Source organism: Vibrio sp. M260121 (assembly GCF_036533715.1).
GTDB lineage: Bacteria > Pseudomonadota > Gammaproteobacteria > Enterobacterales > Vibrionaceae > Vibrio.
Genome location: NZ_JATABF010000001.1, coordinates 25,936 through 44,000, shown reverse-complemented (window position 1 = coordinate 44,000; position 18,065 = coordinate 25,936). Strand labels below are relative to the sequence as shown.

20 protein-coding genes are annotated in these 18,065 nt (G+C 47.2%); all 20 read right to left on the bottom strand.

Features of this window, described 5'->3' with window-relative positions; translation table 11 throughout:
- Positions 1-85: 85 nt before the first annotated feature.
- Entirely contained in the window at positions 86-1,303 is a 1,218-nt protein-coding gene (gene ccmI / locus QTO06_RS00230; protein ID WP_331406470.1) for a c-type cytochrome biogenesis protein CcmI, read from the bottom strand.
- On the bottom strand, positions 1,303-1,788 hold the full coding sequence (locus QTO06_RS00225) for a cytochrome c-type biogenesis protein (protein WP_005433110.1): 486 nt from the start codon (positions 1,786-1,788) through the stop codon (positions 1,303-1,305). The genes ccmI and QTO06_RS00225 overlap by 1 nt, the downstream gene beginning before the upstream one ends.
- On the bottom strand, positions 1,785-2,339 hold the full coding sequence (locus QTO06_RS00220) for a DsbE family thiol:disulfide interchange protein (RefSeq protein ID WP_331406469.1): 555 nt from the start codon (positions 2,337-2,339) through the stop codon (positions 1,785-1,787). The genes QTO06_RS00225 and QTO06_RS00220 overlap by 4 nt, the downstream gene beginning before the upstream one ends.
- A 3-nt stretch (positions 2,340-2,342) precedes the next feature.
- Positions 2,343-4,325 (bottom strand): heme lyase CcmF/NrfE family subunit, encoded by a 1,983-nt coding sequence (locus QTO06_RS00215; protein WP_039842472.1) that lies wholly within the window; start codon positions 4,323-4,325, stop codon positions 2,343-2,345.
- Positions 4,322-4,807 carry a cytochrome c maturation protein CcmE gene (gene ccmE, locus QTO06_RS00210; RefSeq protein ID WP_005433109.1) on the bottom strand — a complete coding sequence of 162 codons (486 nt, stop codon included), beginning with the start codon at positions 4,805-4,807 and terminating at the stop codon, positions 4,322-4,324. Before ccmE ends, QTO06_RS00215 begins: the two co-directional genes overlap by 4 nt.
- Positions 4,804-5,010 carry a heme exporter protein CcmD gene (ccmD, locus tag QTO06_RS00205; RefSeq protein ID WP_005433154.1) on the bottom strand — a complete coding sequence of 69 codons (207 nt, stop codon included), beginning with the start codon at positions 5,008-5,010 and terminating at the stop codon, positions 4,804-4,806. Before ccmD ends, ccmE begins: the two co-directional genes overlap by 4 nt.
- Before the next feature lie 11 nt (positions 5,011-5,021).
- Positions 5,022-5,765, bottom strand: a complete 744-nt coding sequence (locus QTO06_RS00200) for a heme ABC transporter permease (protein ID WP_009707361.1) — start codon at positions 5,763-5,765, stop codon at positions 5,022-5,024.
- A gap of 108 nt (positions 5,766-5,873) precedes the next feature.
- Positions 5,874-6,542, bottom strand: a complete 669-nt coding sequence (ccmB, locus tag QTO06_RS00195; RefSeq protein WP_005438746.1) for a heme exporter protein CcmB — start codon at positions 6,540-6,542, stop codon at positions 5,874-5,876.
- 1 nt (position 6,543) lies between these two features.
- Complete coding sequence (gene ccmA, locus QTO06_RS00190; RefSeq protein WP_038896124.1) at positions 6,544-7,161, bottom strand: cytochrome c biogenesis heme-transporting ATPase CcmA; 618 nt, start codon at positions 7,159-7,161, stop codon at positions 6,544-6,546.
- A gap of 198 nt (positions 7,162-7,359) precedes the next feature.
- A complete protein-coding gene (locus QTO06_RS00185) occupies positions 7,360-7,851 on the bottom strand; it encodes a DUF2802 domain-containing protein (RefSeq protein WP_005438735.1) in 492 nt (163 codons plus the stop codon).
- Positions 7,852-7,865: 14 nt separating this feature from the next.
- Positions 7,866-8,360 (bottom strand): chemotaxis protein CheW, encoded by a 495-nt coding sequence (locus QTO06_RS00180; RefSeq protein WP_005438733.1) that lies wholly within the window; start codon positions 8,358-8,360, stop codon positions 7,866-7,868.
- A 36-nt stretch (positions 8,361-8,396) separates the two neighbouring features.
- Positions 8,397-9,458: a chemotaxis protein CheW gene (locus QTO06_RS00175; RefSeq protein WP_331406467.1), complete on the bottom strand. Its 1,062-nt coding sequence runs from the start codon at positions 9,456-9,458 to the stop codon at positions 8,397-8,399.
- Positions 9,448-10,227: a ParA family protein gene (locus tag QTO06_RS00170; protein ID WP_005438728.1), complete on the bottom strand. Its 780-nt coding sequence runs from the start codon at positions 10,225-10,227 to the stop codon at positions 9,448-9,450. The genes QTO06_RS00175 and QTO06_RS00170 overlap by 11 nt, the downstream gene beginning before the upstream one ends.
- An 8-nt stretch (positions 10,228-10,235) precedes the next feature.
- A complete protein-coding gene (locus QTO06_RS00165; RefSeq protein WP_331406465.1) occupies positions 10,236-11,351 on the bottom strand; it encodes a protein-glutamate methylesterase/protein-glutamine glutaminase in 1,116 nt (371 codons plus the stop codon).
- A 29-nt stretch (positions 11,352-11,380) separates the two neighbouring features.
- The gene (locus QTO06_RS00160) at positions 11,381-13,618 is read right to left on the bottom strand and encodes a chemotaxis protein CheA (RefSeq protein WP_331406464.1); all 2,238 of its coding nucleotides are present in this window, start codon (positions 13,616-13,618) and stop codon (positions 11,381-11,383) included.
- A 9-nt stretch (positions 13,619-13,627) separates the two neighbouring features.
- Complete coding sequence (locus QTO06_RS00155; RefSeq protein WP_005438710.1) at positions 13,628-14,368, bottom strand: protein phosphatase CheZ; 741 nt, start codon at positions 14,366-14,368, stop codon at positions 13,628-13,630.
- A gap of 119 nt (positions 14,369-14,487) precedes the next feature.
- Complete coding sequence (cheY, locus tag QTO06_RS00150) at positions 14,488-14,856, bottom strand: chemotaxis response regulator CheY (protein ID WP_017635949.1); 369 nt, start codon at positions 14,854-14,856, stop codon at positions 14,488-14,490.
- Positions 14,857-14,901: 45 nt separating this feature from the next.
- Positions 14,902-15,636 (bottom strand): RNA polymerase sigma factor FliA, encoded by a 735-nt coding sequence (locus QTO06_RS00145; RefSeq protein WP_005438709.1) that lies wholly within the window; start codon positions 15,634-15,636, stop codon positions 14,902-14,904.
- A complete protein-coding gene (locus tag QTO06_RS00140) occupies positions 15,629-16,516 on the bottom strand; it encodes a MinD/ParA family protein (protein ID WP_005438708.1) in 888 nt (295 codons plus the stop codon). The genes QTO06_RS00145 and QTO06_RS00140 overlap by 8 nt, the downstream gene beginning before the upstream one ends.
- A 14-nt stretch (positions 16,517-16,530) precedes the next feature.
- On the bottom strand, positions 16,531-18,042 hold the full coding sequence (gene flhF / locus QTO06_RS00135) for a flagellar biosynthesis protein FlhF (RefSeq protein WP_009707369.1): 1,512 nt from the start codon (positions 18,040-18,042) through the stop codon (positions 16,531-16,533).
- Positions 18,043-18,065 lie beyond the last annotated feature (23 nt).

Below are 18,065 nucleotides of genomic sequence, written 5' to 3'. Positions count from 1 at the left end.
TTTTTCATTCTACTCGATAGTTGCTAGTCATACCACAAAACAGAGATGGCAATCACTAAGTGTCAAATATCAGAGACGATTATGCTTATTGATACTGCTTATCGATCATCACTTCAACTGGCTGACCAAAATCAACCACAGCGCTCTCACCGTGCCAATCTTGGTCACGAGTTGCCACGTTGCCATCAGAGTCGACACGAACGCGAACCATCAGCTTCTCTAGAGAAGAAAGCTTCTGTCCGTCCATCATCGCATTACCATCATCCAGTACCACTGTACGAGGGAATGTACCTAACGGGTAGCGAGCAGCTGCAACTGGCATCGGAGAACCATCTGCACGGTGGATTGAAACGATCAATACCGCGTTTGGATCCAACTGAGCTTCTGGCGCAACGTTAATCGTCACTGCCACACTCTTGTCTGGAGAAACCGCTTCGCCCATTTGCTTGCGTGCGCTTTCGATACTGCGGCCTAGCATTTCGTAGCGGCTATCTTCTGGACCAATCATTTGCTGCATGATACCCCAGTATTTGATTGCCGCTGGGAAGTCTTGACGCTCAAATGCATCAAACGCTAGTAGCGAGAATACACGTAGATCAACGTAATCCTGCTGCATCAGTTTACCCAGCAGAGAACGAGCCGTAGCTTGATCCATCTCGTCTTGAGAAAGCATCAGAGCTTGTGCGTAACCAAGTTGTACATCAGGGTCTTTGGGCTCTAGCTTGTTCGCTTTTTCCATCGCATCAATAGAAGTCGTCACGTCACGGTTAGCCAAAGCAATACGACCTAGTAGCAACCACCCCGTTGAATCTTCAGGCTGGTAATGCAGACGAGTACGCAGTGCTAAAGATAGGTCGGCCATTTCATCTTCACTCAAAGGTTCAGATGACGCAGACATTAGCTTTTTAGAAAGCTCTGGTAGGTTCTCGTTGACTTCTTGCCACTTGATCACATCTTGAGATGCACCAAACTTGTAGTACAAGCCGTAGCTCAAAACTACTGTCAGAATGACCGATGGGATTAAGACTGCAATAGGAGAAACCTTGGTTTCTTTTTGCGCTTTATCACCCGGAATATCGTCAAGTAGCGACTGCTTTAGATCCGAAATCAGATCGTCTTCGCTTTCCACCAGACCTTCGTCTGTTTCTTCAGCAAGCTCAGATAGACGGTCTTTATAGAATGCCTTGTTGAGCTCATCACGTAACACTTCATCGTTGTTGGCTTTTTGCTTTAGCAGTGGCAATGCAATCAATGCACATGCCACAAGCGTAAGAACAACGGTTGAAACCCAAAATAGTGTCATTATTTCTTATCTCCGTTGTTCTCTTCATCAAGTAATGATTTGAGACGCGCTTCTTTCTCTTCGTCCCATTGCTCATTGCTTGCTTGAACTGCTTTTGCTTTTGACTTGCGGCTACGTAGCACGATCAAACCAAAACCGCCTAATACCACTGCTAGCGGGCCAAGCCACAAAATTGCAGTCGCAAAGGTAAACGGAGGATTGTAAGTTACGAAGTTACCGTAACGAGCAATCATGTAGTCGACAATCTCATCTTTCGACTTACCTTCTTTGGTCATTTCGTACACTTTGTGGCGTAGGTCCTGAGCCAGTTCCGCATTCGAATCTGAGATAGTGTTGTTCTGACATTTTGGACAACGTAGAGTATGACCTAGCTCTTTGAACTGCTGCTCTTGCTCTAGGTTATCAAACTCATACACTTCAATCGCTGCGTGGGCAGCAAGAGAGAATGTCATTGCAGCCAATGCTGCTAAGATAAACTTTCTCATCGCTTCGCCTCCTCAACCAACTTGGTGTAAAGCGGCTCTAGTTTTTCCGCCCAGTTGCGAGGGTTTACGTCACCAACATGGCGGTAACGAATTACACCGTTAGCATCGATGATAAATGTCTCTGGAGCACCGTATACACCAAGGTCTAGACCTAGCATGCCGCTGCCATCAAACAGGCTGATTAGGTATGGGTTACCTAGGTCGTTTAGCCAACCCACAGCTTTATTGCGATCATCTTTGTAGTTCATACCGATGATCTTCACACCTTTACCAGCAAGTTCGTTTAGGTATTTATGCTCTGCATAACACGTTGGACACCAAGTCGCCCACACGTTAAGTAGCAAAGGTTCGCCTTTAAAGATCGATTGATCGTATTGCTTACCCGGCTCCGCCAAATCTTCTAGATGGAACTCAGGTACAGGCTTACCGACTAGTACTGATTCCAATTTTGTTGGATCGTCACCCTCTTGGTTACGAACCAACTGAGTTGCGAAGATACCCGCCAGTACCATGAACGCCACCAACGGGATAAATAGGACTTTCTTATTCATTTCTTATGCCTCCTTCTCCGCTAGCTTTGACTTTTCGTCTTTCTTAGCCGTTTTGCGGAAGCGGTAACGTCTATCAGAAATAGCAAGCGCACCACCTAAAGACATGATCAATGAACCAGCCCAGATCCAACGAACGAATGGTTTGTAGTAAATACGTACTGCCCAAGAACGGTTATCGTCTAGACGCTCACCCATTGCGATGTATAAGTCGCGAGTGATACCACGGTCGATAGCCGCTTCTGTCATCATTGACTTCGCCGTGCGGTAGAAACGTTTTTCAGCGTGTAGCGTGTTCACGTACTTACCATCATTGGTGATTTCAAAGTCCGCGATGTAACCATCGTAGTTTGGACCGTCTTTGTCACGTAGACCTGAGAAGTAGAAATCGTAACCGTAAATCTTGAAGTGCTCACCAGGCGCCAAACGCACGTCACGTTCGATGCTGTAGTTTTGCACCATCGCAATACCAATCACAGTAACAGCTAGACCAATGTGACCAAGCATCATTGCCCAGTGGCTACGTTGAAGTTTACGAACACCTTCACCGAAGCTGTGACGGTGAGTAGCACGCTCGTACAACTCAAAGCCATGCATTGCAATGATCCAGATTGCCATTACCCAGCCGATGTAAGCCATCGCTGAGAAGAAGTCTGCGAACAGGAATACGCACACTGCACCTAGTGTGAAAGCAAGCACACCAGAAACAATCATTGGCTTAATAAGCTTAGATAGATTGTCGCGCTTCCAACGAATCATAGGACCAATACCTAGTAGGAAGGCGAACGGCATCATCAACCATGCGAACAGCATGTCGAAGAATGGTGCACCGATAGATACTGAACCAAGACCAATTTGCTTGTGAACCAATGGCAACAAGGTACCAACCAATACGACGACTAGCGCAGCAATCAGAAGTACGTTGTTAGCAAGTAGCGCGTTCTCACGCGACACCAAATCGAAATTACCACGTACGCGAACCGCTGCCCCTTTCACTGCGAATAGCAGGAGTGAGCCACCGATTACGAAGACTAGGAAACCTAGGATAAACATACCGCGAGATGGATCAGACGCGAATGCGTGAACCGATACCAAGATACCGGAACGAACCAAGAAGGTACCCAACAAACTTAGTGAGAATGCCGAGATCGCCAGTAAAACTGTCCAAGCTTTAAATGTACCGCGTTTTTCGGTTACCGCTAGAGAGTGCATCAGTGCTGTACCCGCTAGCCAAGGCATGAATGATGCGTTTTCTACTGGATCCCAGAACCACCAGCCACCCCAGCCAAGTTCGTAGTAAGCCCACCAAGAGCCTAGCGCGATACCTAGTGTTAGGAATACCCAAGCTGCGGTTGTCCAAGGACGAGACCAACGAGCCCAAGCAGTATCAAGACGACCAGTCATCAAAGACGCAATTGCAAACGAGAACGCAACCGAGAAGCCTACGTAACCCATGTAAAGCATAGGTGGGTGAACAATCAAACCTGGGTCTTGAAGAAGAGGGTTCAAGTCACGGCCATCGACCGGGAAGAATGGCAACGTACGTAGGAATGGGTTAGACGTCAGGATGATAAACAGCAGGAAGCCCACCGAGATCATACCCATTACTGCAAGTACACGAGCAACCGATTCTTGTGGCATGCCACGGCTGAAAGTAGCAACTGCCACTGTCCACGCAGCTTGGATAAGTACCCACAGCAACAATGAACCTTCGTGCGCGCCCCAAACAGCAGTCAGACGGTAGTACCAAGGCAGTTGGCTGTTTGAGTTACTTGCTACATATTGCAGAGTAAAGTCGTTGGTATAAAAACCCCAACATAGAATAACGAAAGAGAAAAACAGCATGATGAACATCGACCACGAAAGCGGTCGTGCTGTATTCATCAGCATGGTGTTGTTATTTGATGCGCCCCATAGCGGCAATACGCTGAGCAATAATGCCATTGCTAGCGAGAGTATGAGGGCAAAGTGACCGATTTCAGCAATCATTGGCCGCTTCCTTGTTTCTGTTCAGTTGTGTACTGCAGAGGCTCATGAGTCTTCTTCATTGCTTCTGCAATCTCAGGTGGCATGTATTCTTCGTCGTGTTTTGCCAACACTTCAAAAGCTTTTACGGTTGTTGCGTCTTCAAGAACACCTTGAGCAACGATACCTTGACCTTCACGGAACAAGTCAGGAAGGATACCTTCATAAACGATGGTTACTTTAGGGCCCACATCGTGCAGATCAAAGCTTACTTTTAATGATTCAGGGTCACGGCGAACCGAACCTTCAACCACCATGCCACCGATACGCAGGCGTTGGCCTACTTCAGGTTTAGTACCGTCTGGCTTACCGTTTACCAATTCCGTCGGCGTGTAGAATAGATCCATGTTTTGGTTCAGTGCATATAGCATTAAACCGATGGTTGCACTAATACCGATAAAGATTGCTAAAACAATGCCTAGCCTCTTTTTACGTCTCGGGTTCATAACGTGTTCTCCATATTCTTCGCCGCGTCGATACGCGCTTGACGATCAATTTTCGCTTTCACCTCTTTCAACAATGCATCCCCACGACGGATGCTCGAAATCAGAAGAATAAGCATAGATAAGAAGGTGATACCAAACGCGCTCCATACGTAACCTGCGTAGCCACCCATGGCAAAGAGTTCGCTCAGAGAATCAAAATGCATAATCAATTACCTCACTGAGTTTTTTCAGCTGCGAGTTTTTGCACCCAAGGGCGATGACTCTCTTTGCTGATAATTTCGTTACGGAAGCGCACCATCGTTACCGCGCCAAAGAAGAACGCAAAACCAAAAATGTTCAGCAACAAAGGCCAAAGCATGTTGGATGAGATCGATGGTTTTTCAAATTTGGTGATAGTCGCGCCTTGGTGAAGCGTGTTCCACCACTCAACCGAGAAGTGGATAATTGGTAGATTTACCACACCAACGATAGCCAAAATACCTGCGGCTTTTGCGGCGGTCTTTTGGTCATCAAATGCGTGGTAAAGTGCAATAACACCAAGGTACAAGAATAGAAGAATTAATTCGGAAGTAAGGCGTGCATCCCATACCCACCAAGTACCCCACATAGGTTTACCCCAAACGGCACCCGTTAGTAGAGCAATAAAGGTGAATACTGCACCGATCGGCGCCATAGCCAATGCTGCCATATCAGACAGGCGCACTTGCCAAACCAAGCCGATAAACGCAGCGATGGCCATCGACATGTAAACACCCATCGACCAAATAGCCGAAGGTACATGGATGTAGATGATTCGGAAACTGTCACCTTGTTGGTAATCAGAAGGCGCAAATGCAAGGCCCCAGACAGTACCAACTGTTAGGCATACGAGGGCCAATACAGAAAACCAAGGTAGGAACTTACCACTCAGGTGATAAGCTGCTTCAGGCTTGGCATAAGGATGTAGCCATTTCCACATGTTAAGTTCTCACTCTTACTTCAGGGACACTGTCCAGAGGGCCGAGACCGTAGCAGTGCTTTAATAATAATTCTTTGATCAAACGTCGCTTAAATCGCACTTATTGAGTTAGTTAACACTAACTCGCAGTGCTGCGCTGATAGCAAACGGTGTTAGGGTGACAGCCCCCATCAACATTGCGCCTAAAATCGCCAGTTGTCCGTTATACGCCATACCTAGTGCTGCAGCATCAATCGCGGACGTAGCGAAAATCAGAATTGGGATGTAGAGCGGAAGAATGAGCAAACTCAAAAGAACGCCGCCTTTTTGCAACCCAACCGTCAGTGCCACACCAATGGCACCGATAAAACTCAACGTCGGCGTACCAATCACTAAAGTCAGTACGACAGACAGCCAAGTGTTGAAATCAAGAGAAAGCAGAATCGCCAACAATGGGCTGATTAAAATCAGAGGCAATCCCGTTAACAACCAGTGAGCTATGACCTTAGAAATCACAACAAGTTGCAATGGAATTGGCATTAGCATCATTTGCTCTAGTGCGCCGTCTTGAAAATCATCACGAAATAGACGCTCTAATGATAATAAGGCGGACAGCAGAGCAGCAACCCAAACAATGCCAGCTGCAATACGTGCTAACAAATTAGGCTCAGGACCGATGCTAAGAGGGAAAAGTGTGATCACAATGATGAAGAACCACAATGGATTCAAAATGTCCGCTTGACGACGAAATGCGATCAGAAGCTCACGGCGAATAATGGTTGTCATGGCCGAAATCATATCAATCACCCAGTTTTATTTTTCTAAGTTTCGGGCTGTCTGCAAACATATCTTGGTGCGTGGTTAGCACGACAATGCCGCCATTGTCAGCATGGCTAACAAACAATGCCTCTAGCACTTTCACGCCTTGTTTGTCGATTGCAGTTAAAGGTTCGTCCAGAATCCATAGGATTTGATTGCTTAGCCAAAGCCTTGCCAACGCCACACGACGCTGTTGGCCAGCAGAAAGCTGTGCTACAGGCACATCTTCTCGACCCGCAAGCCCTACTTGGGTTAAAGCAGCAAAGATTTCTTCATCGGAGGAGCGATTATTATGGATAGATTGGTAAAAGCGCAGGTTTTCAAACGCGGTAAGTTCGCGTTTAACGCCAGTTTGATGCCCTAAGAACAGAAGGTCTTGATGGAAAACGTCACGAGATTTTTCAACCTCTTCGCCTTTCCATTTAATGGTGCCTTCTTCTCTGTCCCCTAACCCTGTCACGATACGCAGCAATGTGGTTTTGCCTGTGCCGTTGCGTCCTTCAATCTGGACCAATTCACCAGGCTTGATTTCGAATTGCAGGTTTTCAAACAGGACCCTGTCATCACGGATCGCAGTTAGGTTAGAGACTTCTAACATAGGGCTTCAACTAAAAAATGAACGAGCCGCTATATTAGCACAGCTTAGTTGTGACAAAACAGGATAAGAAAGCGATGATGTATGTAAGTTCGTGAGTTTTTGTTAACTTATGGTCACATTTTGATAAAAATAACCATAAGTGATTATAAGTTTTTATTTTAAAAATAAAAAAAGAAGCCGAAGCTTCTTTTTTAATCTTTATCGACGTCTTCCACGGGGTGGATAAGTCGGGTCATCAGAGGGTTGACTGCTTAGCGGTGGGATTTTCTCTTTCCCTGCCAATTTTTTCTGCAGCGAAAGCATCAATTCTGCTTCTGCTTTTGGCAATTCACACTCTTCAATCAACTCATTGATGTCGGCACCAAGTTGAACCATTTTCGAAGCGCGGCTGTACAAACGTCCGTCTGTATCTGCGTGTTCAAGTTCACGAATGCGTTCATTAAGATGTTGAATCACATCTTGTTGTTCAGTCACTTTTTGACCTAGGCCTACCACCACTGAACGCACTTCCAACAGTTGCTTGTTTAGTTTTTGTGTTTCTTTGTCAGCATGGCGTGACTGTGCACGTTGCTGATCCATCTGCTTTTGCAAACCGGCACGCACGCGCAGTTGAAGCAAAAGTAGCACTAAGAATACAAACGCTAGGCCACCCAATATGAGCGGCAAAGATAGCAAGGTTTCTTCAGCCATGATTCATCAGCCAATTATAGGTGAGCCATCTCATCCCATTCGTCATCAGTTAGCAGCTTGTTCAAATCAACAAGGATAAGCAGTTTACCATCACGGTTGCTTACGCCTTGGATGAACTTCGCGCTTTCGTCAGTACCTACAGAAGGTGTTGTATCGATCTCAGAAGAACGTAGGTAAACCACTTCAGCAACGCTGTCTACTAGGATACCGATAACTTGACGCTCAGACTCAATCACGATGATACGCGTGTTGTCTGTTACTTCGCCTTCCATTAGGCCAAAACGTGAACGTGTATCGATAACCGTTACAACGTTGCCACGTAGGTTAATAATACCTAGCACGTAATCTGGCGCACCTGGAACTGGAGCGATTTCTGTGTAGCGAAGAACTTCACGAACTTGCATTACGTTAATGCCGTACGTTTCTTCTTCTAGTTGGAACGTCACCCACTGAAGAACTTCGTCGTTCGATGTATCTTTCTTCACTTCTACTTCAAAAGCTTGAGACATAGTTAATCCTCGTTAATGTCGTTCCCGACCAAAAATCTAATTCAGTGATTTTACATCTAAACCCGCGTTTAGCATGTCTATGAGTGCTTGGACATGAATTAAAGCACACATTTTTTCTTTCACCATGCCCGCTAGCCAAGGGCGTTTGCCCGCTTGTTCACGCCAACGGACTTTGTCGATATTGAGCGTTTCAGTCCCCATCAATTGGTTACTGGCCAACCCCCACATGCTTTCACCAAGCATAACGACGTATTGGTAGTTATCTTTGTAGTTTTCGTCGCGAAGCTTATCCGCCATCACCCACTTTGCAGTGTCGACGACATCAAATTGTTGCTCACGACTGGTTTGCAAACCTAAGTACCATGCAGGGCGACCAATCAAATGGTTCAGCTCTGTGATGCGGTGAATACCACCTAACTCATCAAGCGGCACCGCAAAAGTCACACCATTTACATCAAAGTAAAGCACTTGAAAGTCAGCGCTACGCTGCGTGCTCTCCCAAGTATTGGGTAACTTTGCACCCGCTTCGGTTTCCAGTTCTGTTTCTGTCTCAGTGTGCTGTTCAATCTCCACTTTAACGTCAACTGTGGGTTCAACCATTTCAATTTCTGGTTGCTCCCAAACTGGCTCAGGTTGTTCAACCTCAACAGACGGTGTCGGCTCTTCGTCGATCACCCACTCTTGAATTTCTTCAACGGTTTCCACCGCAGTTTCGACTTCAACTTCTGGTTCCATTGCTTTTGCTTCAGTCGCAATATCAATGGTGTTTTGTTCCAGAATGTCATCGATATCCAACTCTGCCACCACGTTGGTGGACTCAAGTTGGCTAAGCAATCGCTGAACGTCTTCCAGATTAGGCGCTTCTAATTCTGGCGAGTACGAATCACTGTATTGATACGACTCCGGTTCTGCGTATTGCAGCTGTAATTTTGGCTCTGGCTCTGGCTCTGGCTCTGGCTCTGGCTCTGCAGATGATAGTTCTTGAGCGAGCAAGTCAAGCTCTTCTTCTTGCTCAATAACTTCGACCTCTTCGCCAAGCAAAGCACTGAAGTAATCATCTAGTGCTTGTTCACTGGAAAGTACGTCGTTATTGCTCATCGAACGCTAACCTCTCCAAGTAAATCAACAGTTGCTTGTAAGCAAACACGCCACGACTACCAGAAGCAAAATGCGAAGCTGGCAGATGTTTTAAGCTCGCATCGCGGAATTTGGTGTCAATTGGCACCGCTGAAGTCCACACCTGATTCGGGTAGTCCTTTTTAAGCTGAGTCAGTGTCTGCAACGAGGCTTTCGTGCGCTTATCGTACATAGTCGGAACGATAGTCACTTTGAAGCCACCCGGACGAGACTTTTGCATGATGGTCAGAGTGCGAATCATTCGCTCCAAACCTTTCATCGCAAGGAATTCAGTTTGAACCGGAATCAAGATGCGGTCACTAGCTGCTAGTGCGTTAACCATCATCACACCAAGAATCGGCGGACAGTCAATCAAGACATAATCGTAGTCTTGCGCAACCGCTTGTAACGCACGCTTTAAGATCAAACCCATCCCGCTGCGGTTGCCCATTACGCGGTCTAGCGTAGCAAGCGACATGTGCGCAGGAATGATGTCCATACCTTCAAGATCCGTTTCTAAGATCAACGGCTTTACCGTCTCACGTGAAAACGTCTTCAGCTGAAAAAGATCGAACAAGCTTGTTGTTACGGCATCCGGATCATAACCAAGATAAGTCGTCAGCGACGCGTGCGGATCGGTATCCACCATCAACACTCGGTGACCTTTTTGGCTCAATAAACCAGCTAATGTCACGGTTGATGTGGTTTTACCTACCCCACCTTTTTGGTTTGCTACACTCCAAACGATCATGATCTTTCCTACGCTAAGCCCACTTCCACCAGCATGCGCTCTGCAATGCGTTCAAGTGGTAAATCTTCAGTAGAGATGCCCGCTTTCGCAACCGCTTGTGGCATACCATAAACGACGCAACTTTCTTCGTCTTGAGCCCAAATGGTGGAACCTGCTGATTTCAACATACGTGCACCTTCACGACCATCAGCACCCATGCCCGTGAGTACCATCGACAACACTTTGTCGCCGTAGACTTTTGCAGCAGAACCGAAGGTTACATCGACACACGGTTTGTAGTTCATGCGATCGCCGCCATCGATAATACGAAGACGAGCAGCACCAGCGCGACCGTCAACCATCATCTGTTTGCCGCCTGGGGCAAGATAAGCCACACCCGCTTGCAACACATCACCATCTTGCGCTTCTTTCACTTGGATTTTGCATAGCGTATTTAGACGGCTTGCAAATGCCGCAGTGAATGTCGCTGGCATGTGCTGGATAAGCACGATTGGATGTGGATAGTTAACTGGTAAACGAGTCAGAATTTTTTGTAGCGCGACAGGGCCGCCAGTCGACGTACCAATCGCTGTTAGCTGATACTTCTTACCTGATGCACGGAATTTCGCAGCCATCGGACGACTTGGCGCAGATGCAGTCGGCGCAGCAGTGCGAGAAGCCAAAGGACGCGCTGTCGAACTGGTCGCAGCAGACGCTGGTCGCGCAATTGGACGACGCATAAACGCGCGCTTAGACGCAATTTGAATCACTCGCTGTTGAAGCAGTGACACCGCTTCATCACGGTTGCGGGCAATGTCTTCGAACTTTTTCGGTAAGAAATCCAACGCACCCGCGTCTAGTGCGTCAAGCGTTGCTTTCGCCCCATCGTGAGTCAGGGACGAAAACATCAGGATTGGCGTAGGAGACGCAGCCATGATTTCACGAACGGCAGTGATACCGTCCATGACTGGCATTTCAATATCCATCGTGATGACGTCAGGCTTAAGAGTTTTGGCTTTCTCAACCGCTTCTCTGCCGTTAACCGCAACGTCAATCACTTCTAGGCGCGATTCTGAGTTGATGATTTCGCTAACGCGACGACGGAAAAAACTCGAATCATCAACGACTAGTACTTTAATCGCCATTTTATTCCTTTTATCGACTCCAGCTTCGCTTAGATGCGCGAAGCTGCAGCGTATTGCTTAAGTAGGTCTGGCACATCAAGAATCAATGCGATGTGGCCATCACTGGTGATCGTCGCACCTGCCATACCTGGCGTGCCTTGCAATAGGTTATCTAGCGGCTTGATCACCACTTCTTCTTGGCCGATCAATGTATCCACTACAAAACCAACGCGTTGGCTACCGATCTGTACGATAACAACATGACCGTGGCCGGTACGCTCTTGTACACGTGGAGACTTAGAAGCCAACCAATTTTGTAGGTAGAACAATGGGATAGATTTATCACGCACGATGATCGTCAACTGACCATCGACCACGTTAGTGCGGCTTAGATCTAGGTGGAAAATCTCGTTCACCGACGCCAGTGGCAGAGCAAACGGATGACCGCCTACACCAACCATCAGTGTTGGAAGAATCGCCAGTGTTAGTGGAACTTTGATGGTGATCTTAGTGCCCTTGCCTAGCTCAGAGTCGATATCGATAGAGCCGTTTAGGGTGTTGATCGCGGTTTTAACCACGTCCATACCTACACCACGACCAGAGATATCTGAAATCTTCTCTTTGCTTGAGAAGCCTGGTGCAAAGATCAGGTTGAAACACTCTTTATCTGACAGGCGTGCTGCCGCATCTTCGTCCATCATGCCGCGTTTCACCGCGATGCCACGAAGTTTGTTCGGGTCCATACCGCCGCCATCGTCAACGATAGCCAGTTCAATATGATCACCTTCTTGTGATGCAGACAGGATCACTTTACCAGTACGAGATTTACCTGCTTTCGCGCGGTCGTCTGGCATTTCGATACCGTGGTCAACCGAGTTGCGCACCAAGTGGATCAATGGATCCGCAAGCGCCTCTACTAGGTTTTTATCTAGGTCGGTTTCTTCACCGCGCATTTCAAGCACGATGTCTTTATTTAGGTTACGCGCCAAGTCGCGAACAACGCGTGGGAAACGGCCAAATACTTTCTTGATTGGCTGCATACGCGTTTTCATCACTGCACCTTGAAGGTCTGCAGTCACGACGTCTAAGTTTGCTACCGCTTTCGACATTTCTTCGTCGTTGCTGTTCAAACCAAGGCTTAGTAGACGGTTACGCACCAATACAAGCTCACCAACCATGTTCATGATGGTGTCTAGCGTCGAAGTATCAACACGTACAGTTGCTTCTGCTTGTGGCTTCTTAACCGCTGGCGCTTTCGCTTCTTCTTTTACCGCAACCGGTTTTGCTTCTGGCTTAGGAGCTGGTGCAGGAGAAGGCGCAGCCGCTACTGGAGCTGGTTGAGGCGCTGGAGCTGGTTCTGTTTTTGGCGCTTCTGGTGCCACGTTTGCCGATGCAGGTTTGGTTGCAAAGTCTAACTCTTCAAGAGTCGGTCCTTTACCAGCACCGTGTAGTTCATCAAGTAACTTCTCAAACTCTTCATCCGTCATTAAGTCGCTGTCGTTTGAGACCGGCGCAACCGGCTCTGGTGCTTTTGGTGGTTCTACTGGAGCAACATCTGATGCCGATGGGCTTTTGCCTACACCGTGTAGCTCGTCCAATAGACGTTCAAATTCATCATCAGTAATGTCGCCGCTATCTGCCGCAGGCGCACTTGCTTGAACAGGCGCAGCTGGAGCTACTGGCGCTGATGTAGACGCACCTGGAGCAGTACCTTTACCGTGCAGCTCGTCCAATAGCTTTTCAAATTCGTCTTGAGTGATTTCGTCAACAGAGCCAACGCTTGAAGATGCAGGAGCAGACTCAACTGGCGCAGCAGGTTGTTCGATGACTGGCTCAGGAATCACAGGTTCTGGTGTTACGACTGGCGCTTCAACAGCAGCGACCACTTCGTCTTCAGACTCTGGTTTGCATAGGCGGTGAAGCTCTTCTAGCAACGCAGGATCCGCCGCATCTAGTGACTCACGATCTTGAACCGCTTGGAATTGATGGTTAACCGTATCAAGCGCTTTCAGCATGGTGTCCATTAGGCTTGGCGTCACTGAACGTTGACCGTTTCGCAACACGTCGAACACGTTCTCAGCACCGTGACAGGTATCAACCAGTTCTGCCAAGGATAGGAAACCAGCACCACCTTTCACCGTGTGGAAACCGCGGAAAATCGCGTTTAGGAGATCTTTGTCTTCTGGATTATTTTCCAGTTCAACTAACTGCTCAGACAGCAGCTCAAGGATTTCCCCAGCCTCAATTAGAAAGTCCTGAAGAATATCTTCGTCTAAATCGTAGCTCATACGTTACCTTTAAAATCCAAGACTGGACAACAAGTCGTCGACTTCGTCCTGCGACGAGACCGCATCTTCCCTTTGTTCAGGGTTAAGAATTGGGCCTTCTGCTTCGCTTGATTGTTTAATCTTTTTATCTGACGGTTCTGGCAAAACTTGAGTCTGTTCTTCTGGTTTATTGCCAGAAAAGACGGTCAAGATCTCAACCAGGCGATCTTCCACTTCATTGACAAGCGTGATCACGCGGCGAATGATTTGACCCGTTAAGTCTTGGAAGTCTTGTGCCATAAGAATTTCGGTCAGCTGACCGCGCAATTCAGTGCTATCACCTTCGACTTGAACCAACAGCTCGTCGATACGATGGCAAAGCGCTTTAAAATCGCTTAATTCAATGCGTCCGTGCATGAGTTCGTTCCATTGAGGGCGAACTTGTTGAAGGCACTCATGCAGGTTATCGGCGATAGGCAAGCAGCACTCAACCGCGTCCATCGTTTTATTTGCTGCTAACTCAGTTTTATCAATCACATATTGCAGACGGTCTCTTGCATCAGGGATTTCCGCCCTGGCAATTTCTGTCATGCGTTGATCGATGTTGAAGTGCTTAAGTGAATCATGAAGGTCGCGGGTTAATGTTCCGATTTCTTTTAGCATCGGATTCCCATCGCTTTCATATATCGAGGCAACAAGCGCATTAGCTTGGTCCTGTTCCCCGTTTTCTAGCATCTGAACGAGCGACTTCGCCTGCTCTAGTGAGATCATCCTGAATAGACCCTTTTTTACGTTTAGTTCTTTCTTTTCGCTTTTTTAGCGTTAAACGAGCCACCCTTTAGTATTAGGTATTAGGAGTGATGACTCGATTAACAAAGAGAAAGAGAGAGTTATAAACGTTCGAAAATTTTATCTAATTTTTCTTTTAGTGTTGCAGCAGTAAACGGCTTAACGATGTAACCGTTAACGCCTGCTTGAGCTGCTTCGATGATCTGCTCACGCTTTGCTTCAGCTGTGATCATTAGAACAGGTAGGTGCTTAAGTTCAGCATCCGCACGGATGTGTTTAAGCAGGTCGATGCCTTGCATACCTGGCATGTTCCAGTCAGTTACAACAAAGTCGAAGTCACCTTTTTTCAGCATAGGTAATGCAGTTAAACCATCGTCCGCTTCTTGAGTGTTATTGAAACCCAAGTCACGAAGCAGGTTTTTAACAATACGGCGCATTGTTGAGAAATCATCAACAATAAGGATCTTCATGTTTTTATTCAAAATTGCCTCCACTGAATCGTAAAATCAGTGTGTTTAGTCATTTTGTGTCCACGCACTGAGCTTGGTGCGTAAACGTTGCATCGATTGACTCAGTATTTGACTTACGCGAGATTCGCTTACGCCCAACACATCGCCAATCTCTTTCAAATTGAGTTCTTCGTCATAATAAAGCGAAAGTACTAGCGCTTCACGCTCTGGAAGCTGTTTTATTGATTCAACCAGTGCTTTTTTGAACGATTCATCAGCAACGCCCTTAAATGGGTTGCTGTCATCGGTTTCATCAGCCGGTGAAATCACATCATCAGAGACGCCTAAATCTTCAATTCCCACCAGTTTTGAACAGTTTATGTCGGTAAGCGCACTATGATATTGGTCTAGTGTCATGCCGAGATGTGCTGCTACTTCTGAGTCCGATGGGTCACGATTTAGTACACCTTCCAGCTCTGCGATCGCTTGGTTAATTTCGCGATTGTTCTTATGAACAGAACGAGGTACCCAGTCGCCTTTGCGAATGTCATCCAACATTGCACCGCGAATTCGGATACCTGCATAAGTTTCAAAGCTCGCACCTTTAGAACCATCATAATTCTGCTGAGCTTCGATAAGGCCGATCATGCCGGCCTGAATTAAATCTTCTACCTGAACACTCGGCGGTAAACGGCCTAACAGGTGATGAGCAATACGCTTAACCAACACCGAGTAACGTTCAATGAACGCCTGCTGGCTATTAAATTTGCCATGTTGGTCATAGGTAATCGCTTTATTCACCAAAAGGGTCCTCTGCCAATTCAGTACGATTTAGCAACCTTTCAACGAAAAATTCTAGGTGTCCACTTGGTGTCTTTGGTAGTGGCCACGTCAGTGCTTTGTTCGCTAATGAGCTGATCGCTAAAGCCGCAGGAGAGCGAGGGAAGGCATCCACAACGATCTTCTGTCTTTTCACGGCTTGACGTACTTTGTCATCCAATGGAATACATGCTACGAGTTCGAGGCTGACATTCAAGAAGCGCTCTGTGACTAGAGTCAACTTTGCGAATAATTCTCTGCCTTCACGGTAGCTTCTGACCATATTTGCAACAACTTTGAAGCGCTGAACCTGGTGTTCTTTACTCAACAGCTTGATTAATGCGTAGGCATCGGTGATTGAAGTTGGCTCATCGCAAACCACAACCACTACATCTTGAGCTGCACGTGAAAAGCTAATTACCATGTCAGAAATGCCCGCTGCTGTATCAATCAGCAGTACGTCCATTTCTTCTTCAAGACTACCAAATGCACGGATGAGTCCAGCATGTTGAGCGTGAGACAGCTCGGTCATGCTTTGTGTGCCAGAAGTTGCAGGGACTATCTTTATACCATAAGGGCCTTCAACAATCGCATCTTTTAGCTCACATTCACCCGCAAGGACATGCCCTAGGTTACGTTTTGAACGGATTCCGAGCATAACGTCCACATTCGCCAGACCTAAGTCCGCGTCGAGAACCATCACCTTTTTGCCTTGGCGCGCCATACAGATCGCCAGACCCAGTGTTACGTTTGATTTACCCACACCACCTTTACCGCCAGTAACAGCAATTACTTTAGTCAATGATGGTTGTGTTAAGCGACGGAGGCCGCTTGCTTGATCGTGTATCATATTCTCAGTCATAGTAGTCCGCCGCCCTAGAGTCCTTCGCTGTCACTGTTCCAAAAGTGAGGTTCGTTCTCTGTCGACTTCTCTAACAGTTCATTTGCTTTCGCAATCATGTATTTTGGTTGTGCTATCACAATGTCTTCTGGTACGCGTTGACCATTGGCAATATAAGCCACTGGCATCGCGTTCTGAATCACCACGCTGATGAATTCGCCAAGACTTAATGATTCATCAAGCTTAGTCAAAATACAGCCCGACAGCGGAATGCGTCGGAAATGATCCAGTGTTTCTTGTAGAACACGACGTTGTGCGGTAGCTGGCAAAACAAGGTAGCTGTGAATCACTTCTCCGCTCTCTTGCATCAGGGTATCGAGCTGCTCAGAGAGTCTTACGTCTCGCTGCCCCATCCCTGCCGTATCGACCAAAATCAGTCTTCTGTTTCTTAGCTGATATATAACATCGGCTAACTCGTTAGAATCTTTAGCAACTCTTACAGGACAACCCATAATTCTTCCGTAAATTGAGAGCTGCTCATGTGCACCTATGCGATATGTATCTGTTGTCACAAGGGCGACATTGTCGGCACCAAACTCCATTGCCGCACGCGCTGCAAGCTTTGCAACCGTGGTGGTTTTACCAACACCTGTCGGGCCAAGCAGTGCAACCACACCACCACGCTTCAAGATGTCTTGTTTTGGAATGCTGATTTGATCCGCCACGAGAGAAAGCAGTGCCTTCCACGCTCGCGCCGGCTTAGTGTCTTCTGGAATGTAGCAAGCCATTTGATCTGCCAACTCCGGCGAAACGCCCATTCGCTCTAGACGCTTAATCAGCATCGCGCGCAATGGTTCACGGCGTTCAACCTCTTGCCACATCAAACCGGAAACTTGGTGCTCCAACAAGCGACGAATCGATGTCATCTCTTCGCGCATGTTCTCTAGTTCACTACTAGATTCTTCTCGCTCATCCGACGGACGACGACGGTCATAGCGTGTTGGATCCAACTTAGGTGTTGGGCGCTCAAATCGGTTGTCTTGTGCAATCAACTTCGCCAGTGGCGAATCGGGTTGATATGGCGCTGGCTTTTCTTGGTTATAGCTTTCACGATGCTTGTTTTGGCGCTGCAGTAGTGCCGACAAAGAATCTTCGTTCTCTGCCACATGGTCATCTGACTCAGCAGCACCATTGCTGTATTGCTTGAGCATGTTCGCGAAACGTTGCGTCATTGAGCCTGATTTTTCATTGTTCGCGTTTAGGCTAATTCTGTCTTCATCCAAACGGCGATCTTGATAACGCTCTGCTGCAGATGACGGCAATTGACGTTGTTCGCTATAACGATTTGGTTGAGCTGCGCCACGGTTAGGAAGAGAGTGCGCCTGTGAAGTCGGAGCTGCATTGGACTCGCCGTCGATTGCCGCTACGATCTCTACACCGCCTGCCACTTTCTTATTCGACATGATCACCGCTTCTGCACCAAGCTCTTCTTTCACTTGGAGCAGCGCTGTTCGCATGTCTTTGGCAAAAAATCGTTTAATTTTCAAACTATAAATCCATTAATGATGCG